Here is a 26,481-nt window from a genome sequence, read left to right as displayed (position 1 = left end):
CACCAGGAGAGGGAACATGAGTAGCCGTACCGTCATCCGTGGTGGCCTCGTCATCACCGCGTCCGACGAGATCCACGCCGACGTCCTGATCGAGGACGGCCGCATCGCCGCCCTCGCCGCCTCCGGCACCCCGGCCGCCGAGGCCTGGAGCGCCGAGCGGACCATCGACGCCACCGGCAAGTACGTCATCCCGGGCGGCGTCGACGCCCACACCCACATGGAGCTGCCGTTCGGCGGCACCTTCGCCTCCGACACCTTCGAGACCGGCACCCGGGCGGCCGCCTGGGGCGGCACGACCACCATCGTCGACTTCGCCGTGCAGAGCGTCGGCCACTCCCTGCGCGAGGGCCTCGACGCCTGGCACGCCAAGGCGGAGGGCAACTGCGCGATCGACTACGCCTTCCACATGATCGTCTCCGATGTGAACCAGGACACGCTCAAGGAGATGGACCTGCTGGTCGAGGAGGGCGTCACCTCCTTCAAGCAGTTCATGGCCTACCCCGGGGTCTTCTACTCCGACGACGGCCAGATCCTGCGCGCCATGCAGCGCTCCGCCGAGAACGGCGGACTGATCATGATGCACGCCGAGAACGGCATCGCGATCGACGTGCTGGTGGAGCAGGCGCTGGCCCGCGGTGAGACCGACCCGCGCTATCACGGCGAGGTGCGCAAGGCGCTCCTGGAGGCCGAGGCCACCCACCGCGCCATCAAGCTCGCACAGGTCGCCGGAGCGCCCCTGTACGTCGTGCACGTCTCGGCCATGGAGGCAGTGGCCGAACTGGCGCGGGCGCGCGACGAGGGGCTGAACGTCTTCGGCGAGACCTGCCCGCAGTACCTGTTCCTGTCGACGGACAACCTCGCCGAACCCGACTTCGAGGGTTCGAAGTACGTGTGCTCGACGCCGCTGCGCCCCAAGGAGCACCAGGCCAAGCTGTGGCAGGGCCTGAGGACCAACGACCTCCAGGTCGTCTCCACCGACCACTGCCCCTTCTGCTTCGTGGGTCAGAAGGAGCTCGGCCGCGGCGACTTCTCGAAGATCCCCAACGGTCTGCCGGGCGTCGAGAACCGTATGGACCTGCTCCACCAGGCCGTCGTCGACGGGCACATCAGCCGCCGCCGCTGGATCGAGATCGCCTGCGCCACCCCGGCCCGCATGTTCGGCATGTACCCGAAGAAGGGCACCATCGCCCCGGGCGCCGACGCCGACGTCGTCATCTACGACCCGCACGCCGAGCAGATCATCTCCGCCGAGACCCACCACATGAACGTCGACTACTCGGCGTACGAGGGCAAGCGCCTCACCGGCCGCGTCGAGACGGTCCTGTCGCGCGGCGAACTCGTCATCACCGAGCGGGAGTACACCGGGCACGCCGGGCACGGTACGTACACCCCGCGCTCCACCTGTCAGTACCTCAACTAGGAGTGGCGCACATGGACTTCGGACTCGTCCTGCAGACCGACCCGCCGGCCTCTAAGGTCGTCAGCCTGATGAAGCGGGCCGAGCGCAACGGCTTCACCTACGGCTGGACCTTCGACTCCGCGGTGCTCTGGCAGGAACCGTTCGTGATCTACAGCCAGATCCTCGCCAACACCTCCAAGCTGACCGTCGGCCCCATGGTCACCAACCCGGGCACCCGCACCTGGGAGGTCACCGCCTCCACGTTCGCCACCCTCAACGACATGTTCGGCAACCGCACGGTCTGCGGCATCGGACGCGGCGACTCCGCGATGCGCGTCGCGGGCCGTGCCCCGAACACCCTCGCCCGCATCAGCGAGGCCATGAAGGTCATCAAGGCGCTCGGCTCCGGCCAGGAGGCCGACCTCGGGGGCACGGTCATCAAGTTCCCCTGGATCAAGGAGGACGCCGAACTCCCCGTCTGGATGGCCGCGTACGGCCCCAAGGCGCTGAAGATGACCGGCGAGGAGGCCGACGGCTTCATCCTCCAGCTCGCCGACCTCTACCTCACCGAGTACATGGTCAAGGCCGTCAAGGACGCGGCCGTCGCCGCCGGGCGCGACCCCTCCGAGGTGAAGATCTGTGTGGCCGCCCCGGCCTACGTCACCGAGGACGACTCGCCCGAGGCGCTCGCCCACGCGCGCGATCAGTGCCGCTGGTTCGGCGGGATGGTCGGCAACCACGTGGCCGACCTGGTCTCCAAGTACGGCGAGCACTCCGCCGCCGTACCCGACGAACTCACCGACTACATCAAGGCCCGCGAGGGGTACGACTACTCCCACCACGGCCGCTCCGACAACCCCGACACCGCCTTCGTGCCCGACGAGATCGTCGACCGGTTCTGCATCATCGGGCCCGTCGAGAAGCACATCGAGAAGCTCAACGCCCTGCGTGAGCTGGGCGTCGACCAGTTCGCCGTCTACGACATGCACGACGCGCAGGAGACCGTCATCGACGCCTACGGCTCGAAGGTGATTCCCGCCGTCAACGCCTGACCCCCACAGTCCCGTTCCCCCGACCCCCCACACCTTGTCCCCCCTCTCCGCCCCGCCGTCCCGGGGCGGAGAGGGGTGGCGGGACCCTCCGTTCCCCGGTCCCGCCGGCCCCCGCACGGCCTCTCCCGTCCCGCTCTCATCGATTGGCCTGCCCATGACCGACACAGTCCCCACGGGGTCGCCGATATCCCAGTCCGCCGGCCCCGACGGCCGGATCGAACTCAGCCCCGGGGCCTACCCCGCCGACAGTCCCTTCGCCAACGAGGACCTGCGTCCCGTACCGGTCTCCGAGCGCAAGTGGACGACGTACAACTTCGCGGCCCTGTGGATCTCCATGGCCCACTGCATCCCCAGCTGGACCCTGGCCTCCGGCCTGGTCGCGCTCGGCATGGACTGGAAGCAGGCCGTCTTCACCATCGCCCTGGCCAACATCATCGTGCTGCTGCCGATGCTGGCCACCGGGCACGCCGGACCCAAGTACGGCATACCCTTCCCGGTCCTGGCCCGCGCCTCCTTCGGACTGCGCGGCGCCAACATCCCGGCGCTGATCCGGGCGGCCGTGGCCTGCGGCTGGTTCGGCATCCAGACCTGGATCGGCGGCAGCGGCATCTTCGCGCTGGGCTCCAAGCTCACCGGCGGGCACTGGGAGAACGCGGGGCAGATCGCCGGTAACCCGTGGCCGCTGTGGCTGTGCTTCCTGCTCTTCTGGGCGCTGCAGATCGCCATCATCTACCGCGGCATGGACTTTTTGCGGCACTTCGAGAACTGGGCCGCGCCCTTCGTCATCGTCGGCGCGCTCGTGCTGCTGATCTGGATCGCGGTCAAGGCGGACGGCTTCGGCGCGCTGCTCGACCAGCCGTCCAAGCTGGGCTGGGGCCCGGACTTCTGGCCGGTCTTCTTCCCCTCGCTCATGGGCATGATCGGCTTCTGGGCGACGCTGTCGCTCAACATCCCCGACTTCACGCGCTTCGGCGCCAGCCAGAAGGCGCAGACCTGGGGGCAGTCCCTCGGTCTGCCCACGACCATGACGCTCTTCGCGGTCCTCGCCGTGCTGGTCACCTCCGGTTCCGAGGTCGTCTACGGCACGGCGATCTGGGACCCGGTGGAGCTGGCCGCCAAGGCGGACAACGCCTTCGGTCTCCTCTTCGCGCTGGTCATCGTCCTCGTCGCGACCGTCTCCGTGAACATCGCGGCGAATGTCGTCTCACCCGCGTACGACCTGGCGAACCTGGCCCCGAAGCTCATCAACTTCCGTACGGGCGCGCTGATCACAGGTGTCGTCGGCATCCTGATCTTCCCGTGGAAGCTCATCTCGACGCCCGAGTTCTACATCTTCACCTGGCTCGGTGTGGTCGGCGGTCTGCTCGGCACGGTCGCGGGCATCCTCATCGCCGACTACTGGATCGTGCGCAGGACGGTGCTGCACCTGGCGGACCTGTACACGCCGGGCGGGCGCTACTGGTACTCCAACGGCTGGAACTGGCGGGCGATCGCCGCCTTCCTGGTCGGCGGCGTCCTCGCGGTCGGCGGGTCGCACTCGGCCGTCGGCGCGGACGGGGTCAAGACGGGGCCGTTCCCGACCGACGGTCTGATCCCGTTCCTCAAGCCGCTGGCCGACTACGGCTGGGCCGTGGGCCTGGGCGCCTCGCTGGTGCTGTATGTCGCGCTGATGCTGCCGAAGGGCAGGGCGCAGGAGGGCATCGAGGTCTGATGTCCACGACTGAGAGGGCGGTCGGTGCTACTGACCGCCCTCCAGTGCCGCCACGGCGTCCTTGGCCGCCTTGATGGCGCCCTTGTTGATCACATCCGTGTCGGGCGCCTTCTTCGACTCGAAGTCGCTGCCGTTGTAGGTGATGATCACCAGCGCGTTGGAGGCCTGGACGATGACCGTGCCCTCGCGGGTCTGCTGCTTGTCCTCGGTGGTGAGGTTCACGACCGAGTAGCCCTGGTCGCCCAGGCCCGGCACGTCCCCGCCGCCGCTCTTCTCCTCGACGCGTTCCTTGTACGAGGTCTGCGCCGCTTCGTCCGAGTCCATGATCTCGAAGGACACGTCGAGCCAGCGGTAGTCGTACCCCTTGAGCGCGTTCCAGGAGCAGGTGCGGCGGAGCTTCGTGTCCGTCGACGGGATCTCCTTGCCGGCCGTCTTGGCGCCCGGGACCAGGGACTTGACGTTCTTCGTGGAGACGCTGCCGCAAGGCGAGGGTGCCGCGGAGTACGCCTTCGAGGCCGCCGCCGTCGCCGGGGCCGACGCGGATCGCGTACCGCCGCCCTTCGACGCGGAGTCGTTCTCGGCGGTCGGGGCCGGTCCTGAGGAGAGCGACCAGCCCGCGGCGGCGAGCACGACGACCGGGGACAGACGCGCGGTCAGGGCGAGCGGCAGAGGAAGGGAACGCACAGGCGCACTTTTCCGTGGGGGACGGTGCGGAAGGTGTCCGCACTGCGGACGGACGACAGTGTCACACGACTCCCTGTGGGGCGGAAGTGCCAACTCGCTCCGTGCATGTGCGGTGACAGCGGCCCGTAGTTGACGCGTTGTGTGTCCCGTTATGTCCGCACGGAGTTGCGGGTGAACGCCGATTCGATCCGGTCGACCGCCAGGAACGCCCCGTACGCGACGAGGTGCACCAGACAGTGGTCGGAGTGTTCGGGGCGGCGCCAGGCGGCGACGTCCTCGTCGGTGATGCGATACGGCGCCAGGGCGGCCAGCAGTGCGAGCCGGGCCCCGGGCCGCTCGCGCCGGTCGGGGAAGGGGTCCGGGGCGAGGGACGGGTGCGCTCCGTCCCAGCCCAGCAGGACCTCTTCCACGAGGTCCTGGTCGTCGGCGTCGAGCAGGGCGCCACCCGCCATGGCCGCCCTGAGCAGCGCCGCGTAGGCGGGACCGACGGCTGTGCCGCCCGCCCACGCGGGGGACTCACCGGGGTCGGGGAGGTCGAGCAGCGCGAGTGCGGCGCCGGGCCGGGCCGGGCGGCGTACGGTCCGGGCCAGCGTGCGGCCCGCGAGACTGCGGACGGCGCGGAAGCGCTGGGCGTTGCCGGGCAGCAGGTTCTCGGTCACCAGGGCGGAGACGATCCGGTTGATGAAGTGGAAGGCGAGCGCGGTGCCGAGGTAGCCGGGAGCGTCCTCGCCCGGGAACGGATACGGCTCGGGGCCGAGACCGCCCGGTACACGGGTCTGCTGCCCCCACTCCAGCACGCGCGCGTGCTCCTCGTTCTCGGGCCGCTCCCCGCGCGCGAGGCGTTCGGCCAGGGCGTGGTCGCCGGTGGCGTGCAGCAGCACGGTGTGCGCGTCCACGCAGAACGGACACCGGTTGGCGAGCGACACCCCGAGCGCCGCCAGCTCCTTGCCGGTGCGGCTGCCGGGGCCCGCGATCAACGACTCGCGCATCAGCGCCCAGGCGGGAGCGAGGAGTTCGGGGGCGGAGGAGAGGACCACGAAGGTGACCGGTTCGTCGATGCCGAACTCGCGGGAGAGCTGCTCGTAGACCTCGGCGACGCGACCGGTGGCCGCCTTGGGCGGCTGTGGCTCGGTGTAGCGGAAGGGTGTGGACATGGAGAGCAGCGTGCGCCGACCGGTTGCCCTCGGTCGTCGTACGTCCGAAGGGAGTTGACGCTGCGTCCGGGGGGCGGGACGAGCCCGCGGTGTACTGCGGCGGGAGTAGTCGCAGAGTTGTCCACAGGGCTGACGCGGGTGTCGGCAGGGCCCTCTAGTGTGCGGACATGGGCGGGCACATGGTCACACACAAGGGGCTGGCCGACGCGGCGCTGGCAGTCGTGGTCGGCGCGTTGGCGATGACCACGGTCGCCTTCGACGGGGACAGGGGATGGCTGGACTACGGCCTGGTGGCGGTGAGTTCGGCCGCGCTGGCCTTCTACCGGCCGGCCCCACGGGCGGTGCTGGCCGTCTCGACCGTGTCCGGCGCGGCGTACGTCCTGCACGCGCAGCCCGGACTGCCGGCCGCCCTGCCCGTCCTGGCCGCCGTGCACACGGCGGCCCGGGTGGGGCACCGGGGCTGGGCCCTGCTGGCGAGCGGGCTGTACCTGGCGGCGTACGTGGCGACGGGCCCGGCCACCCGGGACATCGTGGAGAACGCGGCGCTGCTCGCGGGCTGGTTCCTGTTCGCGGCGGTGACCGGCCTGGCCGACCGCAACTGGCAGGCGTATCTGCGCCAGACCGAACAGCGCGCCCTGGAGGCGGAACGCACCCGTGAGGAGGCGGCGCTGCGCCGGGCCGGCGAGGAACGCCTGCGGATCGCCCGTGAGTTGCACGACTCCCTCACCCACAGCATCTCGATCGTCAAGCTCCAGGCGGGCGTGGCGGTGCACCTCGCCCGCAAACGGGGCGAGGAGATACCGCCCGCCCTGCTGGCCATCCAGGAGGCGAGCGGCGAGGCCATGCGGGAACTGCGGTCCACGCTGGAGGTCCTGCGCACCGACGAGGTCGTCGGCACGCCCGCCCTGCTGGTGGAGCGGGCGCGGGCCGCGGGGCTCGCGGTGGACCTGACGGTGACGGGCGAGGAGGGCGAGCTGGGCGCGACCGTCGAGAAGGCGGTGTACCGCACCGTCCAGGAGGCGCTGACGAACGCGGCCCGGCATGCCGGGCCGGCGAAGGTGCGGGTGCGGCTCGCCTACGGGGAGAGCCGGGTGACGGTGGCCGTGGAGGACGACGGGAACGCCGCCCCGGACCGGCCCTTCGCGCCGGGCATCGGCCTGACCGGCATGCGGGAGCGGGTGACGGCGCTCGGCGGGACCCTGCACGCCGCCCCGCGCACGGAGGGCGGCTTCGCGGTGCGGGCCGAACTGCCGGTGGGGGAGGCCGGATGATCCGGGTGGCGCTCGTCGACGACCAGGCGCTGATGCGGGCCGGTTTCCGGGCTCTGCTGGAGGCCGAGGAGGGCATCGAGGTGGTCGGTGAGGCGGCCGACGGGGAACAGGGCCTGGCGCTGGTGCGGGCCGAGGTGCCCGACATCGCGCTGGTCGACGTGCAGATGCCGGTGATGACGGGCATCGAGACGACACGCCGTATCGCCGCGGACCCCGCACTGGCCGGGGTGCGCGTGGTGATCCTCACCAACTACGGCCTCGACAGCTATGTCTTCGAGGCGCTGCGCGCCGGCGCCAGCGGCTTCCTGCTGAAGGACACGGACCCGGCGGACCTGCTGCAGGCGATCGACGTGGTGGCGGGCGGCGAGGCGCTGCTGTCGCCGTCGGTCACCCGCACCCTGATCGGCGAGTTCGTCTCCAGACCCCCGGACCGCGCCACGGCCCCCGGCCTGGAGTGCCTCACCCCTCGCGAACGCGAGGTGACGGCCCTGGCCGCTCGGGGGCTGACCAACGAGGAGATCGCCGCGCACATGGTCATCAGCCCGTTCACGGTCAAGACGCACGTCAGCCGCGCGATGACGAAACTGGGGGCGCGGGACCGGGCCCAACTGGTCGTGTTCGCCTACGAGTCGGGGCTGGTGCGGGCGCGCGAGTGAATTCCCGTTGCGTGGCACGGGCACCGATCAGCAACCTGGTGCCATGACAGAGACGACACAGCCCTGGCGGCCCGCCGTCCGCGACGAGATCCTCGCCTACTACACACGCGGCAACGAGGACGCCCGCCTGCGGGACGGAGGGGCTCCCGCCGGGCGGCTGGAGTTCTGGCGTACCCAGGACGTGCTGCGACGGCTGCTGCCCCCGGCACCGGCCCGGGTGCTGGACGTCGGCGGCGGCAGCGGGGTGCACGCGGAGTGGTTGGCGCGGGACGGGTACGAGGTCGACCTCGTCGATCCCGTACCGCTCCACGTGGAGCAGGCGGCACGGATCCCCGGCGTCACCGCGCGCGCCGGTGACGCCCGCGCACTGCCCGCCGCCGACGCCGCCCACGACGTGGTACTGCTGCTCGGCCCGCTGTACCACCTGCCCGAACGCGCCGACCGGGTCAGGGCGTTGACGGAGGCCTGCCGGGTGGTCCGGCCCGGCGGACCGGTGGTCGCGGCGACCATCAACCGGTTCGCGGGACTTCACGACGTCCTGCGCGAGGAGCGCTACTTCGACCCCGCGCAACGCGCCCGCACCGACGCGGTCGGCGACCACGGGCGGCACGGCACCGAGGGTGGCCTGTTCACCACCGCCTACTTCGCCCGACCCGACGAGGCGCCCGCCGAGTTCACCGACGCCGGGCTCACCGTCGACGGCCAGTACGGCCTGGAGGGCGCCGCCTGGCTGATGGGCGGCGTCGAGGACTGGCTGGACGACCCGGAACGCCGTGAGGCGGTCCTGGCGGCGAGCCGGCGCATCGAGTCGGAACCGACGCTCCTGGGGATCAGCGGACATCTCCTCACGGCGGGCACACGGCCCGCATAGCCTCCTTCGTACGATCATGTGCAGCGCCGCCCCCGCAGTGAGGAGTCCGCCCGTGTTCACCACCCGCCCCACCCTCCAGGGCACCTTCGGCATGGTGTCCTCCACCCACTGGCTGGCCTCGCAGTCGGCGATGGCCGTCCTGGAGGCCGGCGGCAACGCCTACGACGCGGCCGTGGCGGGGGCGTTCGTGCTGCACGTGGTCGAACCGCACCTCAACGGGCCCGCCGGAGAGGTGCCGATCCTGCTCGCCCCGGCGGGCGGCGAGGTACGGGTGCTGTGCGGACAGGGCGTCGCCCCGGCCGGAGCGTCCGTCGCGCACTACAAGGAGCTCGGGCTGGACCTGGTCCCCGGCACGGGACCCCTCGCGGCCGCCGTCCCCGGCGCCTTCGACGCCTGGATGCTCCTGCTCCGCGATCACGGCACCAAGCCCCTCGCCGAGGTCCTCCAGTACGCCATCGGGTACGCCGAGGACGGGCATGCGCCCGTGGACAACGTCGGGGCGACCGTCGAGACCGTCCGGGAGCTGTTCGAGACCGACTGGACCTCGTCCGCGGAGATCTACCTGCCCGGTGGCCGGCCGCCCCGGCCCGGCGAGCGGTTCCGCAACCCCGCGCTGGCCGCCACCTGGAAGCGGCTGCTCGCCGAGGCCGGCGCGGCGGGCGACCGGGTCGCACAGATCGAGGCGGCGCGGGAGATCTGGCGGACCGGGTTCATCGGCGAGGCACTCGTACGGCAGGCGCGGCGGCCCACCCTGGACACCAGCGGGGAGCGGCACACGGGCACGCTGACGGCCGACGACCTCGCCGGGTGGTCCGCGACCTACGAGACCCCGGCGACGTACGACTGGAACGGGTGGACGCTGTGCAAGGCCGGCCCCTGGAGCCAGGGCCCGGCGCTCCTCCAGCAACTCGCGCTGCTTCCTGCCGAGCTGCCCGCGTACGGGTCCGCCGACTACGTCCACCTCCTGATCGAGGGCTGCAAGCTCGCCATGGCCGACCGCGAGGCCTGGTACGGCGACGCGGCCGACGTGCCGCTCGACGAGCTGCTCACGGACGCGTACAACGCGGAGCGACGGGCCCTGGTCGGTGACAAGGCCTCGTACGAACTGCGGCCGGGCAGTCCCGGCGGGCGGACGCCCCGGCTGAGCGCGCACGCGCACGTGGTCGCCACGGACGACCCCGGCTTCAGCCCCATGGGGGCGGGGGAGCCCACCGTCGCCAAGAGCCCGGCCTCCCCGGTGCCCGGCGAACCCGGTGTCGCCGCCGATGGCACCACCCGCGGCGACACCTGCCACCTCGACGTCGTCGACCGCTGGGGCAACATGGTCGCCGCCACCCCCAGCGGCGGCTGGCTCCAGTCCAACCCCGTCGTGCCCGAGCTGGGCTTCCCGCTCGGTACCCGGCTCCAGATGACCTGGCTGGAGGAGGGCCTGCCGAACTCGCTGACGCCGGGCCGCCGCCCCCGGACCACCCTCACGCCCTCGATCGCGCTGCGCGACGGCGTGCCCGTCATGGCCTTCGGCACGCCCGGCGGGGACCAGCAGGACCAGTGGCAGCTGCACTTCTTCCTCGCAGTCGCGCTGCGCCCGGCGGTGCGCGGGGGCCTCGACCTGCAGGGCGCGATCGACGCGCCCAACTGGCACAACGACAGCTTCCCGGGGTCCTTCTACCCGCGCGGTATGCGGCCCGGCAGCGTGACGGTCGAGGCCCGCACGGACGCCGGGGTCGTCGAGGAGCTGCGGCGGCGCGGGCACGACGTCACCGTGGGCGACGGCTGGTCGGAGGGACGGCTGTGCGCGGTCGCCCGGGACCCGGAGAGCGGGATCCTGTCGGCGGCGGCGAATCCGCGCGGGATGCAGGGGTACGCGGTGGGCCGCTGAGGCCACCGCACGCGCGCTCCCGCCGTTGATCCCATATCCCGGTATTCAGCGTGATTCCACCCACAGTCCACCCATCGGGTGGGGATTGTCAGTGGGGCGTGCTCTTATGGAGTCATGATCGACGACACGGAAACCATCGACGAGTTTCTCGCCCGCCACTCGGCCGACGTGGAGGAGGCGGTCCGCAAGGCCGCCGCGGCCGAGATCATGCCCCGCTTCCGTCAGCTGGCCGCGCACGAGGTCGACCAGAAGAGCGGGCCGCACGACCTGGTGACGGACGCCGACCGGCTGGCCGAGCAGCACCTCACCGAGGCGCTCGGCGCCCTCCTGCCCGGCTCCGTCGTGGTCGGCGAGGAGGCGGTCCACGCCAACCCGGCCTCGTACGAGGCGATACGGGGCGACGCCCCGGTCTGGATCGTCGATCCGGTCGACGGGACACGGCAGTTCGTGCGCGGGGAGGACGGCTTCAGCACCCTGGTCGCACTCGCCCAGGGCGGCGTGCTGCACGCCTCGTGGATCTACGCGCCGGCTCGTGACCAACTCGCCACCGCCATGCGGGGCCAGGGCGCGTTCCTCGACGGCGAGCGGCTGTTCGCCGGACCGCCGGAGCCCGGCCGGGACCTCGAAGTGGCGACCTCCCACCCGGACTACACGACGGACGAGCAGAAGCGCGCCCTGCTGGGACTGTGGACGGACGGCATCGCTCCCCGCGCCTGCGGTTCCGCCGGCCTGGAGTATCTCGCCATCGCCCGCGGCCGGCTGGACGCCACCGCCTTCTCCTGGGAGGCGGCCTGGGACCACGCGGCGGGCCTGCTCCTCGTCGAGGAGGCGGGCGGCGCCCATCTGACCGTCACCGGCGAGCCGTTCCGCATCACCGGCGGCAACACCCTGCCGTTCACCACGGCACGGGACGCGGCGACGGCACGGCGGATCGTGGGGCTGCTGGCGGGCGGGGTCTGAGGCGCGGCTCGGCGGGCAGGTGCGGCCGGGTTCCGCGGTGCGCCACCGAAGGTGACCGCCCGGACACCGTCCGCGCTCGAGTCCCCCGCGACCCGGGAGCGACGGTGCCCCGTCCTATCCTGATCCAGTGGCCATCGGCTGACGAAGGAGTCCGAAGGTGCCGTCGATGCTTGACGCATGCGTGGTGGGTGCGGGACCGAACGGACTGACCGCTGCCGTGGAGCTGGCCCGCCGCGGCTTCTCCGTCGCCGTCTTCGAGGCGCGCGACACCGTCGGCGGGGGAGCCCGCACCGAGGAACTCACCTTGCCGGGCTTCCGGCACGACCCGTGCTCCGCGGCACACCCCCTGGGCGTCAACTCGCCCGCGTTCCGCGCGCTTCCGCTGGAGCGGTACGGCCTGGAGTGGCTGCACCCCGACCTCCCCATGGCCCACCCCTTCACCGACGGCACCGCCGCCGTGCTCTCCCGTTCGGTCGCCGAGACGGCCGCCTCGTTCGGGCCGCGCGACGCGGGGGCCTACCGCAGGCTGGTCGAGCCGTTCCTGCCCCGATGGGACACCCTGGTCCGGGACTTCATGTCGCTGCCCCTGACCGCGCTGCCCCGCGACCCGGTGACCCTCGCCCGCTTCGGCCTCGCCGGACTGCCCCCGTCGACCTGGCTGCTGCGCCGCTTCCGCGACGAGCGAGCCAAGACGCTGTTCGCCGGTCTCGTCGCGCACGTCATGGCCCCCCTCTCCGGCTTCGCCACCGGCGCCATCGGCCTGGTCTTCGCGCTCGCCGCGCACGCGCGCGGCTGGCCCGTCGCCCGAGGCGGCTCCCAGTCCATCTCCGACGCGCTCGCGGCCTACCTCAAGGACCTCGGCGGCGCCATCCACACCGACTACGAGGTCAAACGCCTCGACGACCTGCCGCCCGCCCGCGCCTACATCTTCGACACCTCGCCCACCGCGCTGGCCCGCATCGCCGGCTTCGGCCGCTACTACGACAACTACCGGTACGGCCCGGGCGTTTTCAAGGTCGACTACGCCCTCGACGGCCCGGTGCCCTGGACCGCGCCGGAGCCCCGCACCGCCGGCACCGTGCAGATCGGCGCGGACACCGCCGAGATCGGCACCGCCCTGCGCGCGGCGTCCCGGGAGGGCAGGGCCCCCGACAGGCCGTTCCTGATCACCGTGCAGCCCAGCGTGGTGGACCCCACCCGGGCCCCCGAGGGCAAGCAGGTCTTCTGGGCCTACGGCCATGTCCCCAGCGGCTGGACCGGGGACCTCACCGACGCCATCGAGCGCCAACTGGAGCGTTTCGCCCCGGGGTTCCGCGACCTGGTCCTGGCCCGCGCCACCGCCGGCCCGCCCGAACTGGCCGCCCGCAACGCCAACTACGTCGGCGGCGACATCGGCTCCGGCGCGGTCACCGGACTGCAGATCCTGCTGCGCCCCAAGCTGTCCCTGTTCCCGTACGCCACCCCGCACCCGGCCGTCTTCATCTGCTCCTCCGCCACCCCGCCGGGACCGGGCGTGCACGGGATGTCCGGGCACAACGCGGCGAAGGCGGCGTGGAGAAGGCTGCGACAGACATGACCGCCCTCACGCTCGTCCAGGGCGACATCACCGGCGAGAGCGCCGACGCCATCGTCAACGCGGCGAACTCCTCGCTGCTCGGCGGCGGAGGCGTCGACGGCGCCATCCACCGCCGCGGCGGCCCGGCGATCCTGGAGGACTGCCGCAAGCTGCGGGCCTCCCACTACGGCAAGGGCCTGGCGACGGGCCGCGCGGTCGCGACCACGGCGGGCCATCTGCACGCCCGCTGGGTGATCCACACCGTGGGGCCCGTGTTCAGCCGATCCGAGGACCGCTCGGGCCTGCTGGCCTCCTGCTACCGCGAATCCCTGCGCGTCGCCGACGAACTCGGCGCCCGTACCGTCGCGTTCCCCGCCATCTCCACCGGCGTCTACCGCTGGCCGATGCGGGACGCCGCCCGCATCGCCGTGGCGACGGTACGGGCCGCGGAGACCGACGTCGAGGAGATCAGGTTCGTCCTGTTCGACGAGGACGCGTACGCGGCGTTCGCCGCAGAGGTCGGCTGACGCGGGCGACCGCACGCGACCGAACACACGCGACCGGGCCGCCCGGAGATTCCGCGCGGCCCGGCAGGCGAAGCCGCCACTACGCCACGGGAAGCGCCGGCACCTCCGGCAGGCCGCCGCCGAGGAGCCCGGTGACCAGCCCCAGCACCGGCGACAGCAGGCCGGTGACCGCGCTCAGCACTCCGCCGAGGTCGAGCGAGGTCAACGAGCTGATCAGACCCTGGACTGCGGACGTGAGCGAGGCCAGCAGGTCCCCCACGGGATCGGCCGCCACGGACCGGTCGGCGGGGCGGTCCAGGGTCTTCAGGCGCTCCTGGACGGTCACGTTCCAGGCCCGCAGCTCCTCCGCGTACGCGGCCGCCGCCTCCGGGTCGAGCCGGGTGCCGTCCGTCTCGCCGAGGACCGCGACCGTGTCGAGGAGGGGCGTCAGTGCGCCGTCGTGGTCGAGGACCGTGTCCGTCTCGGCGCCGGAGCGCACGGCGGCCTCGCTGATGCTCAGGCCCGGCACCGCTCGGCCCGCGTCACCGACGGCGGCGGCAGTGCCGACCGGCCCGAAGACCAGTGCGGCACAGACCAGGGGCGGCACGAGGAGGCCGCGGGAGACTAGGGCGCGCATGGAGTTCCTTTCGAAGCGCTGAAAGCTGCTGCTCTTGCGCCCACCGTGGGAACCGCCCCGACACCCCGCAACCGATCACACGGCCCGCCCCGGCCGCGACGCCGCCCATCGGCGACGCTGACCAGGGTCTTTGCCGCCGAACGCGGCTCCTTACGGGTGTCAGCCCCACGTTCCGCCGTCAGGGGGTGCGGCGCGGCCCCGCACCGGCACGAGCACCGCGAGCGGCGGCGGCGACAGCACCCCGCACGGTGCCCGGAGCGTGTCCGGGTGCACCTCGGCTGCCGCCGCCGGATCATGGAACCCACTGCCCTGGAGAACGGGAGGTTCCTGTGGGGTCGGACTTCCCCCTCCCAAGGACCCTGCTGTCCGAGGACGTCGAGACGCTGCTGGCGGGCGCGACCGCGGAACTGGGGCGCGAATACCGCGTGCTGCGGGAGATCGTGGAGGGCGGAGCGGCGGCCGTGGCGGTCCTCGACACCCGGCTGCGCTATGTGTATGTCAACCCCCACATGGCCCGGATCGTCGGCGTGCCGGCCGAGGACCAGCTGGGACGGACCCTCGCCGAGGTCATACCGGGGGTGGAGAGACCGGAGGAAGTGCCGCGGGCGGTACTGCGGGACGGACGGCCGCGCGATGTCCTCATCGCCGGGGACATGGGCGCCGGGACCTCCCGCGAGCCGCGGGAGTGGCACAGCACGTACCACCGGCTCCAGAACGAGCGCGGCGAGATCGTCGGACTCGTGGCCATCGGCGTGGAGGTCACCGAACCGCGCCGCTATCTCAACGAACTGGAACGGGCCCACGGCCGGATGGCCATGCTGCACGCCGCCACCCTGCGCATCGGCACCACGCTGGACCTGGAGACCACCTGCCAGGAACTCGTCGACTTCGTCGTGCGCGACCTCGCGGACGGGGCCTCGGTCGAGCTGGTCGTGGAGAACGAACCGGTGAGCTCCTCGCGGACCCCCTCGGCCGGGGTGATGCGGATGCGGCGGGCCGCCGTGAGCGCCCGGCCGGAGCTCGCGGTACGCCTCGGCGGACTGGCGGGCCCGGACGACGTGAACGACCACGGACCGACGTCCCCCATGCGCCGCTGTCTGGAACGCGGGCGGCCCTTCGTGACGAGCCTGCCGACCGGGGTCCGGCCCAGGGGACCCTACGCGGAGCGGCTGGAGCGCTACCGCGCCGCCGGGATCCACTCCACGCTGGTCGTGCCCCTGCGGACCGACTCCCGCAGCGTGGGCGTCCTCGCCATGGTCCGGGCGGGCTCCTCACCCGCCTTCACCGCCGAGGACGCCGTGGTGGCCCAGGAACTCGCGGGGCGCGCCTCCCACGCCATGGAACGCGCCCAGCGCTACACCCGCGAACACACCATGGCCCTGGAGCTCCAGCGGGCCCTGCTCAGCGAGCCGACGCTGCCGCACCCGGACCTGGAGACCGCCTCCCGCTATCTCCCGGCCGACGACAGCGCGGTCGTGGGCGGGGACTGGTACGACTCGCTGGCACTTCCGCAGGGCCGCAATCTGCTGGTCATCGGCGATGTCATGGGCCACGGTGTCGAGGCCGCGGTCGCGATGAGCCACTACCGCTCCATGCTGCGCGCCCTCGCCTCCTCCGGGATGCCCCTGCACGAGATGCTCGCCGCCGCCGATCGCATGGTCGCCGGGTCCGGCTTCGAGCGCGTCGCCACCTGCCTGCTGGCGTTGGGCGACCCGGCCACGGACACGGTCAGCTACGCGAACGCCGGCCACCTGCCACCGCTGCGGATCCTGCCCGACGGTCGTGTGGAACTGGTCCCGCTGCCGGCGGGCCCGCCGCTCGGCACCGGTATGGGCGTCTACGAGACGGTCTCCCGCCCGGGCGTCCCGGGCGGGGTGCTGCTCCTCTACACCGACGGCCTCGTGGAACGCCGGGGCGAGGACATCGACGTCTCCCTGCACCGGCTGACGGAAGTGCGTCTGCCGCCCGGCGGAGGCCTGGACGAGATCCTCGACGGGATCCTGGCGCACGCCGCGACAGGGTCGGCGCGTGACGACATCGCCTTGCTGGCGGCCCGGACGCGGGGGGTGTGAGCGGGCCGCGTACAGGGTGCCCGTACCGGCTCGGGCCGTCAGGCGCGTCCGGCGCCCACCCGTCGCCGTACCCCCACCACCACGGCCACCACGGGCCCGCACGCCGACAGCAGCGCCAGCGTCCCACCGACGCCCACCGACAGCGCGGCGGTCGCCCCGCGCCAGGTCGACCACCTCGACGCTGCGGCTGCCGCGCGAATCCGCGTGGCGATCCGGGACGGCGCAGGAAGCGCGAGGTTGATGTCGGATTCCCGCCAGCCCGCGCCGGGTGACTGCACCATGCTGAACGTATGCAGAAGGGGATGCACACCGACACCGAGCGCTGCGTGCGCGCGGTCCAGTCCAAGGACGCCCGGTTCGACGGGTGGTTCTTCACGGCGGTCCTGACGACCCGGATCTACTGCCGGCCCAGCTGTCCGGTGGTGCCGCCCAAGGCGGAGAACATGACGTTCTACCCGAGCGCGGCCGCCTGTCAGCAGGCCGGCTTCCGGGCGTGCAAGCGCTGCCGCCCGGACACCAGTCCCGGCTCCCCCGAGTGGAACCAGCGCGCGGACCTGGTCGCCCGGGCGATGCGGCTGATCGCCGACGGCATCGTCGACCGCGAGGGCGTGCCCGGACTCGCCTCCCGGCTCGGCTACAGCACCCGGCAGATCGAACGCCAGCTCCTCGCCGAACTCGGCGCGGGCCCGCTCGCCCTCGCCAGGGCCCAACGCGCCCAGACGGCAAGGCTGTTGATCGAGACGACCCCGCTGCCGATGGCGGAGATCGCCTTCGCCGCCGGCTTCTCCTCCATCCGCACCTTCAACGACACCGTGCGCGAGGTCTTCGCCCTCTCGCCGAGCGAACTGCGCACCCGGGCGCCGAAGAAGGGCACCACCGCGAGCACTCCGGGCGCCCTCACCCTGCGGCTGCCGTTCCGCGCCCCCCTCAACCCCGACAACCTCTTCGGCCACCTCGCGGCGACCGCCGTACCGGGGGTGGAGGAGTGGCGGGACGGCGCGTACCGGCGCACGCTCCGACTGCCGTACGGCCAGGGCATCGTGACGCTCACCCCGAACCCCGACCACATCGCCTGCCGCCTCACCCTCGGCGACCTGCGCGACCTGACCGTCGCCATCAGCCGCTGCCGGCGCATGCTCGACCTGGACGCCGATCCGGTCGCGATCGACGACCAGTTGCGTGCGGACCCGGTGCTGGCGCCGCTGGTCGACAAGGCTCCGGGGCGGCGGGTGCCGCGGACGGTGGACGAGGCGGAGTTCGCCGTACGGGCGGTCCTCGGGCAGCAGGTGTCCACGGCGGCGGCCCGTACCCACGCGGCCCGTCTGGTGACCGCGCACGGCGAGCCGCTGGACGACCCCGAGGGCGGCCTGACCCATCTCTTCCCGTCCCCGCAGGCGCTCGCCGCCCTCGACCCGGACTCGCTGGCGATGCCCCGCACCCGCCGGGCCACCTTCACCACCCTCGTCGCCCAACTCGCCGACGGATCGCTCAACCTGGGTGTGGAGGGCGACTGGACGGAGACCCGCGCCCGGCTCCTCGCCCTGCCCGGCTTCGGCCCCTGGACCGTCGACGTCATCGCGATGCGCGCGCTCGGGGACCCCGACGCCTTCCTCCCCACCGACCTCGGCATTCGCAAGGCCGCCCAGGAGCTGGGTCTCCCGTCGACCCCGGCCGCGCTGACCGCGCGGGCGGCGGCCTGGCGGCCCTGGCGGGCGTACGCGGTCCAGTACCTGTGGGCGACCGACAGTCACCCGATCAACTTCCTCCCGGTATAAGGACGTTCCGTGAGTTCAGCGAAGCAGCACACCACGATCGACAGCCCGTACGGCCCGCTGACCCTCGTCGCGACGGACGGCACCCTCAGCGGCCTCTACATGACCGGCCAGCGCCACCGCCCGCCCCAGGAGAACTTCGGCGCACGCGACGACCGCCCCTTCGGGGAGCCTGCCGACCAGCTGGCGGCCTACTTCGCCGGGGAGCTGAAGGAGTTCACCCTCGAACTCCACCTGGACGGAACCCCGTTCCAGCGCGGCGTGTGGCAGCAGCTGCTCCGCATCCCCCACGGCGAGACCCGCACCTACGGCGAGCTCGCCGACGCCCTCGGCAACCCCGGCGCCTCCCGCGCGGTCGGCCTCGCCAACGGCAAGAACCCGATCGGCATCATCGTCCCCTGCCACCGCGTCGTCGGCGCCGACGGCAGCCTGACCGGCTACGGCGGCGGCCTGGAACGCAAGCAGCGGCTGCTCGACTTCGAGCGCGGAGCGGCACTGTTCTGACGCCTTCGGCCCGGCACGCGCCCAGGACGGCACCGCGTCACAGCGGACGAGGAGAGCCCTCCTCCCGAAGCCGCCGCAGCAGCTTCGGCAGCGCCGTCCCGATCGGCTCCCGCACCACCTCGTCGGCGCGTTCGTCGTACGGCGTCGGCTCGGCGTTGACGATGATCAGCCGCGCCCCGTGGTCGGCGGCGACACCGGCGAGCCCTGCGGCGGGCTGGACCTGGAGGGTGCTTCCGACGGCGATGAACACCTGGCACGCCTTGGTGATCGAGACCGCCTCGCCGAGCACCACCGGGTCGAGCCGTTCGCCGAACATCACGGTCGCCGACTTGAGGATCCCGCCGCACTGCCGGCATGCCGGATCGTCCTCGCCGGCCTCGACCCGCGCGAGGGCGTCCTCCATGGGCCCGCGCGCATGACACTTCGTGCACACGAAACTCCGTGCGGAGCCGTGCAGTTCGAGCACCTTGCGGGTCGGCATCCCGGCGAGCTGGTGCAGCCCGTCCACGTTCTGCGTGATGACCCGCACCGGCACACCGGACCGCTCCAGCTCGGCCACGGCGATGTGCGCGGCGTTCGGCTCGGCCCGGAGCGTCCGGTTCTCGCGCCGCATCCGCCACGAGCGGCGCCGGATCTCCGGATCGTCCATGTAGTACCCGTACGTCACGAGCTTCTCGGCCTCGGGATCCCGCCGCCACAGGCCATTGGGGCCGCGATAGTCCGGGATCCCGGAATCGGTCGAAATACCTGCGCCACTGAGCAGGGCGACGAGAGGCTTGTCCATGGGGCCGAGGGTAGATCGGCGGGGTTGTCGGGAGCGAGCGGTTATGTCGGCCGTCGTCCCTCGTCGACGTACGGCCGCACCCGGCTCCGAAAAAATCTTGGACGGTGATGTCGAGAACCCGTGACCCGCTCCGTCCCAGGGGTGAACGCGACCACAATGGGCCGCACCAGTACCGAGGAGAACCACCATGGCCAAGTACCTGCTGCTGAAGCACTACCGGGGAGCCCCGGCCGCGGTGAACGACGTCCCCATGGACCAGTGGACGCCGGAGGAGATCTCGGCGCACGTGCAGTACATGCGGGACTTCGCGGACCGGCTGGAGAAGAGCGGCGAGTTCGTCGACGGGCAGGCGCTCGCCCCCGAGGGCGCGTGGGTCCGCTACGACGGTGAGGGCCGCCCGCCGGTCACCGACGGGCCCTTCGCCGAGACCAAGGACGTCATCGCCGGCTGGATGGTGATCGACGTCGACACCTACGAGCGCGCCGTCGAGCTGGCCGGGGAACTGTCCGCCGCTCCCGGGGCGGGCGGGAAGCCGATCCACGAGTGGCTCGAACTGCGCCCGTTCCTGTCCGCACCCCCCACCATCGCGGAGTGCCATTGATGGACGAGGCCCTGCTGAGGCGCCTCACGCCGAGCGTGCTCACCGTCCTCGTCCGCCGCGGAGCAGACTTCGCGGCGGCCGAGGACGCCGTGCAGGACGCGCTCGTGGAGGCGGTCCGCGTCTGGCCGGCCGACCCTCCGCGGGACGCGAAGGGCTGGCTGGTCACCGTGGCCTGGCGCAAGTTCCTCGACGCCACCCGCGCGGACACCGCCCGGCGCCGGCGGGAGGACCGCCTCGACGAGGAACCGGCGCCCGGACCCGCGCCCGCGGTGGACGACACGCTCCAGCTGTACTTCCTGTGCGCCCACCCCTCGCTGACACCGTCGTCCGCGGTCGCCCTCACCCTGCGCGCGGTCGGCGGCCTCACCACCCGGCAGATCGCCCAGGCGTACCTGGTGCCCGAGGCGACCATGGCGCAGCGCATCAGCCGCGCCAAGCGCACCGTCTCCGGCGTCCGGTTCGACCGGCACGGTGACGTCGCCACCGTGCTGCGCGTCCTCTACCTGGTCTTCAACGAGGGCTACTCCGGCGACGTCGACCTCGCCGCCGAGGCCATCCGGCTGACCCGGCAGCTCGCGGCCGTCATCGACCACCCCGAGGTGGCCGGGCTGCTCGCCCTCATGCTGCTCCACCACGCCCGCCGTACCGCCCGGACCGCGCCCGACGGCAGCCTGGTGCCGCTCGCCGAGCAGGACCGCGGCCGCTGGGACACCGGGGCGATCGCCGAGGGCGTCGAGATCCTCCAGGCCGCTCTGGCCCGCGACCGGCTGGGCGAGTACCAGGCCCAGGCCGCCGTCGCGGCGCTCCACGCGGACGCGCCCACCGCCGAGGAGACCGACTGGGTACAGATCGTCGAGTGGTACGACGAACTCGCCCGGCTGACCGACAGCCCCGTCGTCCGGCTCAACCGCGCGGTCGCCGTCGGCGAGGCCGACGGACCGCGCGCGGGCCTCGCGGCGCTCGCGGCGCTGGAGGACTCCCTGCCCCGCCACACCGCGGTGGCGGCGTACCTCCACGAGCGCGACGGCGACCTGACGGCGGCGGCACGGCTGTACGCCGAGGCCGCCGGCAAGGCCACCGACCTCGCCGAGCGCGACCACCTGACCCGGCAGGCCGCCCGCCTCAACACCCGGCTGCGGCACTGACGGGCCGCGCTCCCGGGCGGAGTCAGACCGCCCGGTGCCCGTTCTCCAGCTCGGCCGTCCCCGCCCCGCCCGCGAGCACGTCCAGCGCGGCCAGCACCCGGCGGCCCAGGGCATCCGGCAGATACTCGGCCAGCTCCTCGCGCGGTACGAGCCGCCAGGACAGCAGCTCCTCCTCCTGCAACCGGATCGCCTTGAAGTCGTCCTCGGCGAGCACCCCGCCGTCGTAGAGGTACGCCACCAGCGGCGGCCGCAACGCCGTCCCCTGCACCCAGTCCACCGCGAGCAGCCGGCCGAGCTCCCGGTCGAGGCCGATCTCCTCCGCGGTCTCCCGGCGCGCACCCTGGCGCGGGGTCTCGCCGTCGTCGGACTCGACGGTGCCGCCCGGAAGCGCCCAGCCGTCACGGTAGTTGGGCTCGACGAGCAGCACCCGGCCCGCCGCGTCCCGGAAGAGGGCGGCGGCACCGGCGAGGACACGGGGGAGGCCCGCGATGTACGTGGCGAAGTCAGCAGCGGTCATCCACGAAGGGTAACCAGGCCGTCCCGGAGCGGTAAGAGCGCGCCGAACGGCTCCCGCAGGCCCGCGAGAACGGTCGCGCGCCTCCCGCGCGCCGCGGCGCCGGCGTCACTCGGCCTCCACCAACCGCAGTGTCCGCTCGGCCAGTTCACTGATCCGGACCCTGTCGAACCCGAACACCGCGCTGCGCACCGTGTCCTCCAGCGGCTCCTTCCACTGCGCCGGAATCGCCTCGGCGCCGCTCAGCACCCCGGCCACCGACCCGGCGGTCGCCCCGTTGGAGTCGGTGTCCAGACCGCCGCGGACCGTCAGCGTGACGGTGCGGGTGAAGTCGCCGTCGCCGTACAGGAGTCCTGCGGTGAGCACCGCGGCGTTCGGGACGGTGTGGATCCAGCCCATCCGCGAGGTCTCCTCGGCCACCGTGCCGAGGGTGTCCTCCCACGTCATCCGGGTGTCGTGGAGGGAGATCACCCGGCGCACGGTCCGGGCCAGCCGGCTGCTCCCCGGGATCACGGTCAGCGCCTGGTCCAGGGCGTGGCGCACGGTCGACGCCGTGAACGCCGCCGAGACCAGCGCGGCCGCCCACATCGCGCCGTACACACCGTTGCCGGTGTGCGACAGCACGGCGTCCCGACGGGCCAGCGAGGCCGCGCGGCGCGGGACGCCGGGGCAGGTCCAGCCGTAGATGTCGGCGCGGATCAGGGCGCCGATCCACTCCTGGTAGGGGTTGTCGTACGTCGCCGTCAGCGGCGGTTTCAGCCCGTTGGCGAGGTTGCGGTAGGCGGCCCGTTCCGCCGTGAACGTCTGCAGATACGGCAGCCTGAGCAGCCACAGTTCCCCGACCTGCTCGGTGCTGAAGGCGAAGCCGTGCGTCTCCAGCAGGTCCAGGCCGAGGATGGCGTAGTCCACGTCGTCGTCACGGCAGCTGCCGTGGATCCGGCCGCGCACGCACTGGCGCCACTCCGGGCGCAGCTCGAAGCCGTCGCTCTCGCTGGGCGGCTCGGGCAGATAGTCGGTCAGCGGCAGGGCGGCGGCCTGCCGCAGATAGTGGTCGATCCGGTCCCGCGTCCACAGGTCGCCCTGCTCGACCGGCTTGCCCAGCATGTTGCCGGCGATCCGGCCCAGCCAGCCCCCGAGGACGCGGTCGGCGAGCTCTGGTGCGCTACCCACAGGGGTCATAGGACCGGTTTACTCAGGTTCGCCTAGCGATGTCCACACCGGTCACGCGGGACGTGTTTTTCTGCCGGGGGTCCGGGGGTTGTCCCCCGGAAAAATGCAGCACCCGATTCCGGGCCACCGCACAGCGGGGTCGCAGCGGCTTCTCAAGGTCCGGGCGGGGCATGACGGCGAGGGGCACCTCCGGTTAAGGTCGCAGCGGCGCGACTGGCCTGACATGCGTGAGGCCCGGAGAGCAAGGGGAATGCAAGGTGGCGAACGCTGCAGGCAACAGTGCCCAGAGGGTGCTCATCGCCGCGGACAAGTTCAAAGGGTCGCTCACGGCCGTGCAGGTCGCGGAGCGGGTGACGGCCGGGCTGCGCCGGGCCGTGCCGGGCGCCGAGGTCGAGGCGCTGCCGGTGGCCGACGGCGGTGACGGGACCGTGGACGCGGCGGTCGCGGCCGGCTTCGAGCGGCACGAGATCAAGGCCGCCGGCCCCCTCGGCCAGGAGGTCACGGCGGCCTTCGCGCTGCGCGGCGACACGGCCGTGGTGGAGATGGCGGAGGCCAGCGGCCTCCAGCGCCTCCCCAAGGGCGTCTTCGCGCCGCTCACGTCCTCCACGTACGGCTCCGGCGAGCTGCTGCGGGCCGCCCTCGACGCGGGCGCCCGCACGATCGTCTTCGGCGTCGGAGGCAGCGCCACCACGGACGGCGGCGCCGGCATGCTGACCGCGCTCGGCGCCCGGTTCCTCGACAAGGACGGCGAGCCGGTCGCCCCGGGCGGCGGCGGTCTCGCCGACCTCGCCACGGCCGACCTGTCCGAACTGGACCCGCGTCTCGCCGACGTCGAACTGGTCCTCGCCAGCGACGTCGACAACCCGCTGACCGGCCCCAAGGGCGCGCCCGCGGTCTACGGCCCGCAGAAGGGCGCCTCCCCGGACGACGTGGAGGCCCTCGACGAGGCCCTCGCCCACTACGCGCGCGTGCTGGAGAGCGCCCTCGGCGCGAAGGCCGCCGCGCACGCGGCCTCCCCGGGGGCGGGTGCCGCGGGCGGCATCGGCTACGGCGCGCTGCTGGTCGGCGCCCGGTTCCGCCCCGGTATCGAGGTCATGCTCGACGTCCTCGGCTTCGCGCCCGCGCTCGAGCGGGCCACCCTGGTCATCACCGGCGAGGGCTCCCTCGACGAGCAGACCCTCCACGGCAAGGCCCCCGCGGGCGTCGCCGCCGCGGCCCGCGCCGCGGACAAGGAGGTCGTCGCGGTCTGCGGCCGCCTGGCCCTGCCCCCGGAGGCGCTCGGCCGGGCGGGCATCCGGCGGGCGTACCCGCTCACCGAGATCGAGCCCGACGTGGCGAAGTGCATCGCGGACGCCGGGCCGATCCTGGAGCGGGTGGCGGAGCAGATCGGCCGGGACTTCCTGACCTGATCACCTCCGGGCACCCGAGAGCCGGTACGCGTCCAGCGCCAACGTCATCTCGATCAGATCCCGGGGCCGGGCCAGCGACCGGGACGTCAGCTGTTCCAGTCGTCGTAGCCGGTTGAAGACCGTGTTGCGATGGCAGTACAGCCGTCCCGCGGCCCGCCCCGCGGAGCCCTCGCACGTCAGCCACACATCGAGGGTCTCCAGCAGCACGGCCCGGTCGGCGGGCTCCAGCGCCAGCAGCTCGCCGAACACGTCCGACACCAGCCGGTCGGCCAGCTCCGGCTGGCTCACCACCAGCGCCGTCGGCATCCGCTGATCCAGCCGTACGACCTCGGTCCCGTCCGGCGGACACGTCCGCAGCGCCAGTTCCGCGAGCCGCCGGGCCCGCCCCAGCTCGGCCAGCCCCGGCACCACCGGGCTGATCCCGCCGGGCCCCGAGCACCGCCCGTCCAGCGCCTGGGCCACTCCGTCCAGCCCCTGGCCGGGCGTCAGCGCGACGACCCCGATCTCGCAGTCCGCGCGCATCCGCCAGATGAACCGGAACCCCGCGCCCCGCAACGGCTGCCCGTGTGTGTCCCGCCGCACCGCCCGCAGGACCACCACCGCGTAGGGGCCGTGCTCCGGCAGGTCGAGCCCCGCGGCGGCCCGCGCCGCCAGCCCCGGCGTGGCCTGCCCCTCGAGCAGCGCGTCGAGCAGCGCCTGCAATTGCTCGTCGGTACGGCGTCGCAGCTCCGCCTCGGTCGCCCGGTATGCCTCCGACGCCGTCTGGGTCTGCGCGTCCACCGCCGACCACACCACCGTCGCCGACCGCATGAGCGCCGCCAGCCGCTCCGGTTCCCGCCCCGCGGCGCCCTCCACCAGCGCGTCCCACACCAGATAGCCGGCGTTGCGATAGGCGTGCACCAGCAGATCCAGCGGCAGCCCCTGCTGTGCCCGGTGCCGGCCCAGGTCCTCGGCGTGCTCCAGGTCGCGGCGGGGCGACTCCCGGGGCGCCGAAAGGGTCTCGATGCCGATCCGGATCGCCTCCTCCGCCTCCCGCCACTGGAGGTCGGCGGCGAGCACTCCCGCGTAGACGGGGGAGTGCTCGGCCAGTTGCCGTAGGTGCTCGTCGACGAGCTCGGGCACCCGTTCCAGCAGCGCTGTGCAGGACTCCGCGAGGAGTTTCCAGTCGTGCCCGGTCCGCAGCCGTCGCCCACCCATGACCGGAGGATGCCATCGGGACAGGCCCGCGCACAGGCCCCTGACACGCGGTGTTGTGCGCGCGCACAACGCAGGCACCGGGCCGCTGGGCACCCGCAGCGACATTGCCACGGGCCGTGGACGCGCGCTCGCACCGGTGCTGGGGTGAGCGCCACACAGAGTGAGGGCAGAGGGGAAGTTCATGGGCGGATCCGGACTCGTGGTGCGGGAGCTTTCGGTGGGATACGGGCCCGTACGCGCCCTGCGCCGGGTGTCCCTGGAGGTGCCCGAGGGGAGCGTGGTGACGGTGCTGGGCTCCAACGGCGCGGGCAAGTCGACGCTGCTGCGGGCGATCAGCCGCACGCTGTCCTTCCATGGCGGCACGGTCACCGAGGGCGAGGTACGTCTGGGCGACCGCCGCCTGGACGGGCTCGCGCCGGACCGGGTGGTGGCGGCCGGGGTGTCCCATGTGCCGGAAGGCAGGCAGGTGTTCTCCCGGATGACGGTCGCCGACAACCTGCGCGCCGGCGGCCTCGGCGGCAGCCGCACCGGGCGGCCCGAAGCCCTCGCCCGCGTCCACGAACTCTTCCCCGTCCTCGCGGAGCGCGCACACCAGCGCGCGGGCCTGCTCTCCGGCGGCGAGCAGCAGATGCTCGCCGTGGCCCGGGCCCTGATGGCCGTCCCGAAGGTCCTGCTCCTCGACGAGCCCTCCCTGGGCCTCGCCCCGCTCATGGCGCAGCGGATCGCCGACACGGTCCGCGAGATCAACGAACAGGGCACGTCGGTCCTCCTCGTCGAACAGAACGCCGCCCTCGCCCTACGGCTCGCCACGCGCGCGTACGTCCTCGAGGTCGGCGAGGTGACCCTGTCCGGCCCGGCCGCCGAACTCGCCGCCTCCGACGAGGTCCGCCGCCGCTACCTCGGCGTGGTCGACGAGGACGCGGCGGCAGACGCCGACCAGGTCGTAGGACGCACGCTCACCCCTTGGAAGGGGTGAGC

Annotated in this window: 25 protein-coding genes; 17 read left to right on the top strand and 8 right to left on the bottom strand. The window is 72.9% G+C overall.

All coding sequences use genetic code 11. The annotated features are described in order from the left end of the window. Positions 1 to 16 precede the first annotated feature (16 nt). The 3 genes from hydA (at position 17) to ACIOHP_RS27280 (ending at position 4,162) form a co-directional block, all read left to right on the top strand. On the top strand, positions 17 to 1,420 hold the full coding sequence (gene hydA / locus ACIOHP_RS27290; RefSeq protein ID WP_361541324.1) for a dihydropyrimidinase: 1,404 nt from the start codon (positions 17 to 19) through the stop codon (positions 1,418 to 1,420). 11 nt (positions 1,421 to 1,431) lie between these two features. Further along, the gene (locus ACIOHP_RS27285) at positions 1,432 to 2,451 is read left to right on the top strand and encodes a TIGR03842 family LLM class F420-dependent oxidoreductase (RefSeq protein ID WP_401891641.1); all 1,020 of its coding nucleotides are present in this window, start codon (positions 1,432 to 1,434) and stop codon (positions 2,449 to 2,451) included. Between the two features lie 154 nt (positions 2,452 to 2,605). Further along, a complete protein-coding gene (locus ACIOHP_RS27280) occupies positions 2,606 to 4,162 on the top strand; it encodes an NCS1 family nucleobase:cation symporter-1 (protein ID WP_401891639.1) in 1,557 nt (518 codons plus the stop codon). 27 nt (positions 4,163 to 4,189) lie between these two features. On the opposite strand, the gene ACIOHP_RS27275 is transcribed toward ACIOHP_RS27280, so the two are convergent. Together ACIOHP_RS27275 and ACIOHP_RS27270 are read right to left on the bottom strand one after the other, a co-directional pair. Then, complete coding sequence (locus ACIOHP_RS27275; protein ID WP_401891638.1) at positions 4,190 to 4,846, bottom strand: hypothetical protein; 657 nt, start codon at positions 4,844 to 4,846, stop codon at positions 4,190 to 4,192. Positions 4,847 to 4,995: 149 nt separating this feature from the next. After that, positions 4,996 to 6,000: a carboxymuconolactone decarboxylase family protein gene (locus ACIOHP_RS27270; protein WP_401891636.1), complete on the bottom strand. Its 1,005-nt coding sequence runs from the start codon at positions 5,998 to 6,000 to the stop codon at positions 4,996 to 4,998. 167 nt (positions 6,001 to 6,167) lie between these two features. Between ACIOHP_RS27270 and ACIOHP_RS27265 the strand changes: the two genes are divergently transcribed. The 7 genes from ACIOHP_RS27265 (at position 6,168) to ACIOHP_RS27235 (ending at position 13,719) form a co-directional block, all read left to right on the top strand. After that, a complete protein-coding gene (locus ACIOHP_RS27265; RefSeq protein WP_361541309.1) occupies positions 6,168 to 7,271 on the top strand; it encodes a sensor histidine kinase in 1,104 nt (367 codons plus the stop codon). After that, positions 7,268 to 7,927, top strand: a complete 660-nt coding sequence (locus ACIOHP_RS27260) for a response regulator transcription factor (RefSeq protein ID WP_361541306.1) — start codon at positions 7,268 to 7,270, stop codon at positions 7,925 to 7,927. Before ACIOHP_RS27265 ends, ACIOHP_RS27260 begins: the two co-directional genes overlap by 4 nt. Positions 7,928 to 7,970: 43 nt before the next feature. After that, complete coding sequence (locus ACIOHP_RS27255) at positions 7,971 to 8,798, top strand: class I SAM-dependent methyltransferase (RefSeq protein ID WP_401891634.1); 828 nt, start codon at positions 7,971 to 7,973, stop codon at positions 8,796 to 8,798. A 52-nt stretch (positions 8,799 to 8,850) separates the two neighbouring features. Beyond that, a complete protein-coding gene (locus tag ACIOHP_RS27250) occupies positions 8,851 to 10,677 on the top strand; it encodes a gamma-glutamyltransferase family protein (RefSeq protein WP_401891633.1) in 1,827 nt (608 codons plus the stop codon). A gap of 114 nt (positions 10,678 to 10,791) precedes the next feature. Continuing rightward, a complete protein-coding gene (locus ACIOHP_RS27245) occupies positions 10,792 to 11,637 on the top strand; it encodes an inositol monophosphatase family protein (RefSeq protein WP_361541297.1) in 846 nt (281 codons plus the stop codon). A gap of 166 nt (positions 11,638 to 11,803) precedes the next feature. Then, positions 11,804 to 13,213: a phytoene desaturase family protein gene (locus tag ACIOHP_RS27240; protein WP_401891632.1), complete on the top strand. Its 1,410-nt coding sequence runs from the start codon at positions 11,804 to 11,806 to the stop codon at positions 13,211 to 13,213. Further along, positions 13,210 to 13,719, top strand: a complete 510-nt coding sequence (locus tag ACIOHP_RS27235; RefSeq protein WP_401891631.1) for an O-acetyl-ADP-ribose deacetylase — start codon at positions 13,210 to 13,212, stop codon at positions 13,717 to 13,719. The genes ACIOHP_RS27240 and ACIOHP_RS27235 overlap by 4 nt, the downstream gene beginning before the upstream one ends. 79 nt (positions 13,720 to 13,798) lie before the next feature. Here the strand turns inward: ACIOHP_RS27235 and ACIOHP_RS27230 are convergent, their stop codons facing one another. Continuing rightward, the gene (locus ACIOHP_RS27230) at positions 13,799 to 14,335 is read right to left on the bottom strand and encodes a hypothetical protein (RefSeq protein WP_401891629.1); all 537 of its coding nucleotides are present in this window, start codon (positions 14,333 to 14,335) and stop codon (positions 13,799 to 13,801) included. A 329-nt stretch (positions 14,336 to 14,664) separates the two neighbouring features. On the opposite strand from ACIOHP_RS27230, the gene ACIOHP_RS27225 reads away from it, so the two are divergent. Further along, positions 14,665 to 16,407, top strand: coding sequence for a SpoIIE family protein phosphatase (locus ACIOHP_RS27225; RefSeq protein WP_361541285.1), 1,743 nt, complete (start codon positions 14,665 to 14,667; stop codon positions 16,405 to 16,407). Between the two features lie 38 nt (positions 16,408 to 16,445). On the opposite strand, the gene ACIOHP_RS27220 is transcribed toward ACIOHP_RS27225, so the two are convergent. Beyond that, positions 16,446 to 16,688: a hypothetical protein gene (locus ACIOHP_RS27220; RefSeq protein WP_401891628.1), complete on the bottom strand. Its 243-nt coding sequence runs from the start codon at positions 16,686 to 16,688 to the stop codon at positions 16,446 to 16,448. A gap of 9 nt (positions 16,689 to 16,697) precedes the next feature. On the opposite strand from ACIOHP_RS27220, the gene ACIOHP_RS27215 reads away from it, so the two are divergent. Together ACIOHP_RS27215 and ACIOHP_RS27210 are read left to right on the top strand one after the other, a co-directional pair. Beyond that, entirely contained in the window at positions 16,698 to 18,182 is a 1,485-nt protein-coding gene (locus tag ACIOHP_RS27215; protein ID WP_401891627.1) for an AlkA N-terminal domain-containing protein, read from the top strand. A gap of 9 nt (positions 18,183 to 18,191) precedes the next feature. Then, the gene (locus ACIOHP_RS27210; protein ID WP_361541276.1) at positions 18,192 to 18,683 is read left to right on the top strand and encodes a methylated-DNA--[protein]-cysteine S-methyltransferase; all 492 of its coding nucleotides are present in this window, start codon (positions 18,192 to 18,194) and stop codon (positions 18,681 to 18,683) included. 37 nt (positions 18,684 to 18,720) lie between these two features. Here ACIOHP_RS27210 and ACIOHP_RS27205 read toward each other — a convergent pair whose 3' ends face one another. Further along, positions 18,721 to 19,467 (bottom strand): SIR2 family NAD-dependent protein deacylase, encoded by a 747-nt coding sequence (locus ACIOHP_RS27205; RefSeq protein WP_401891625.1) that lies wholly within the window; start codon positions 19,465 to 19,467, stop codon positions 18,721 to 18,723. 187 nt (positions 19,468 to 19,654) lie between these two features. Here ACIOHP_RS27205 and ACIOHP_RS27200 point away from each other — a divergent pair, with 187 nt between their 5' ends. Both ACIOHP_RS27200 and ACIOHP_RS27195 read left to right on the top strand, forming a co-directional pair. Further along, the gene (locus tag ACIOHP_RS27200) at positions 19,655 to 20,068 is read left to right on the top strand and encodes a YciI family protein (protein ID WP_361481749.1); all 414 of its coding nucleotides are present in this window, start codon (positions 19,655 to 19,657) and stop codon (positions 20,066 to 20,068) included. Further along, positions 20,068 to 21,213 (top strand): RNA polymerase sigma factor, encoded by a 1,146-nt coding sequence (locus tag ACIOHP_RS27195; RefSeq protein ID WP_401891880.1) that lies wholly within the window; start codon positions 20,068 to 20,070, stop codon positions 21,211 to 21,213. The genes ACIOHP_RS27200 and ACIOHP_RS27195 overlap by 1 nt, the downstream gene beginning before the upstream one ends. Positions 21,214 to 21,235: 22 nt before the next feature. Here ACIOHP_RS27195 and ACIOHP_RS27190 read toward each other — a convergent pair whose 3' ends face one another. Both ACIOHP_RS27190 and ACIOHP_RS27185 read right to left on the bottom strand, forming a co-directional pair. Continuing rightward, entirely contained in the window at positions 21,236 to 21,730 is a 495-nt protein-coding gene (locus ACIOHP_RS27190; RefSeq protein ID WP_361541270.1) for an NUDIX hydrolase, read from the bottom strand. Positions 21,731 to 21,835: 105 nt separating this feature from the next. Next, positions 21,836 to 22,906: an ADP-ribosylglycohydrolase family protein gene (locus ACIOHP_RS27185; protein ID WP_401891623.1), complete on the bottom strand. Its 1,071-nt coding sequence runs from the start codon at positions 22,904 to 22,906 to the stop codon at positions 21,836 to 21,838. A gap of 281 nt (positions 22,907 to 23,187) precedes the next feature. Between ACIOHP_RS27185 and ACIOHP_RS27180 the strand changes: the two genes are divergently transcribed. Next, positions 23,188 to 24,306, top strand: coding sequence for a glycerate kinase (locus tag ACIOHP_RS27180; protein ID WP_401891878.1), 1,119 nt, complete (start codon positions 23,188 to 23,190; stop codon positions 24,304 to 24,306). On the opposite strand, the gene ACIOHP_RS27175 is transcribed toward ACIOHP_RS27180, so the two are convergent. After that, positions 24,307 to 25,503, bottom strand: a complete 1,197-nt coding sequence (locus tag ACIOHP_RS27175; protein WP_361481743.1) for a helix-turn-helix domain-containing protein — start codon at positions 25,501 to 25,503, stop codon at positions 24,307 to 24,309. 181 nt (positions 25,504 to 25,684) lie between these two features. Between ACIOHP_RS27175 and ACIOHP_RS27170 the strand changes: the two genes are divergently transcribed. Further along, entirely contained in the window at positions 25,685 to 26,479 is a 795-nt protein-coding gene (locus tag ACIOHP_RS27170) for an ABC transporter ATP-binding protein (protein WP_361541264.1), read from the top strand. Positions 26,480 to 26,481 lie beyond the last annotated feature (2 nt).

This window comes from Streptomyces sp. NPDC087859 (assembly GCF_044742595.1).
GTDB classification, from domain to species: domain Bacteria; phylum Actinomycetota; class Actinomycetes; order Streptomycetales; family Streptomycetaceae; genus Streptomyces; species Streptomyces canus_F.
Note: the sequence above shows the minus strand (reverse complement) of the source record. Positions and strands in the feature narration are given on the sequence as shown.

Bases quoted from the DNA above. Each gene is read 5' to 3' on its own strand.
- hydA (WP_361541324.1), top strand. From the start codon at position 17: ATGAGTAGCCGTACCGTCATCCGTGGTGGCCTCGTCATCACCGCGTCC.
- ACIOHP_RS27285 (WP_401891641.1), top strand. From the start codon at position 1,432: ATGGACTTCGGACTCGTCCTGCAGACCGACCCGCCGGCCTCTAAGGTC.
- ACIOHP_RS27280 (WP_401891639.1), top strand. From the start codon at position 2,606: ATGACCGACACAGTCCCCACGGGGTCGCCGATATCCCAGTCCGCCGGC.
- ACIOHP_RS27270 (WP_401891636.1), bottom strand. From the start codon at position 6,000: ATGTCCACACCCTTCCGCTACACCGAGCCACAGCCGCCCAAGGCGGCC.
- ACIOHP_RS27265 (WP_361541309.1), top strand. From the start codon at position 6,168: ATGGGCGGGCACATGGTCACACACAAGGGGCTGGCCGACGCGGCGCTG.
- ACIOHP_RS27260 (WP_361541306.1), top strand. From the start codon at position 7,268: ATGATCCGGGTGGCGCTCGTCGACGACCAGGCGCTGATGCGGGCCGGT.
- ACIOHP_RS27255 (WP_401891634.1), top strand. From the start codon at position 7,971: ATGACAGAGACGACACAGCCCTGGCGGCCCGCCGTCCGCGACGAGATC.
- ACIOHP_RS27245 (WP_361541297.1), top strand. From the start codon at position 10,792: ATGATCGACGACACGGAAACCATCGACGAGTTTCTCGCCCGCCACTCG.
- ACIOHP_RS27240 (WP_401891632.1), top strand. From the start codon at position 11,804: ATGCTTGACGCATGCGTGGTGGGTGCGGGACCGAACGGACTGACCGCT.
- ACIOHP_RS27235 (WP_401891631.1), top strand. From the start codon at position 13,210: ATGACCGCCCTCACGCTCGTCCAGGGCGACATCACCGGCGAGAGCGCC.
- ACIOHP_RS27230 (WP_401891629.1), bottom strand. From the start codon at position 14,335: ATGCGCGCCCTAGTCTCCCGCGGCCTCCTCGTGCCGCCCCTGGTCTGT.
- ACIOHP_RS27220 (WP_401891628.1), bottom strand. From the start codon at position 16,688: ATGGTGCAGTCACCCGGCGCGGGCTGGCGGGAATCCGACATCAACCTC.
- ACIOHP_RS27215 (WP_401891627.1), top strand. From the start codon at position 16,698: ATGCAGAAGGGGATGCACACCGACACCGAGCGCTGCGTGCGCGCGGTC.
- ACIOHP_RS27205 (WP_401891625.1), bottom strand. From the start codon at position 19,467: ATGGACAAGCCTCTCGTCGCCCTGCTCAGTGGCGCAGGTATTTCGACC.
- ACIOHP_RS27200 (WP_361481749.1), top strand. From the start codon at position 19,655: ATGGCCAAGTACCTGCTGCTGAAGCACTACCGGGGAGCCCCGGCCGCG.
- ACIOHP_RS27195 (WP_401891880.1), top strand. From the start codon at position 20,068: ATGGACGAGGCCCTGCTGAGGCGCCTCACGCCGAGCGTGCTCACCGTC.
- ACIOHP_RS27190 (WP_361541270.1), bottom strand. From the start codon at position 21,730: ATGACCGCTGCTGACTTCGCCACGTACATCGCGGGCCTCCCCCGTGTC.
- ACIOHP_RS27185 (WP_401891623.1), bottom strand. From the start codon at position 22,906: ATGACCCCTGTGGGTAGCGCACCAGAGCTCGCCGACCGCGTCCTCGGG.
- ACIOHP_RS27175 (WP_361481743.1), bottom strand. From the start codon at position 25,503: ATGGGTGGGCGACGGCTGCGGACCGGGCACGACTGGAAACTCCTCGCG.
- ACIOHP_RS27170 (WP_361541264.1), top strand. From the start codon at position 25,685: ATGGGCGGATCCGGACTCGTGGTGCGGGAGCTTTCGGTGGGATACGGG.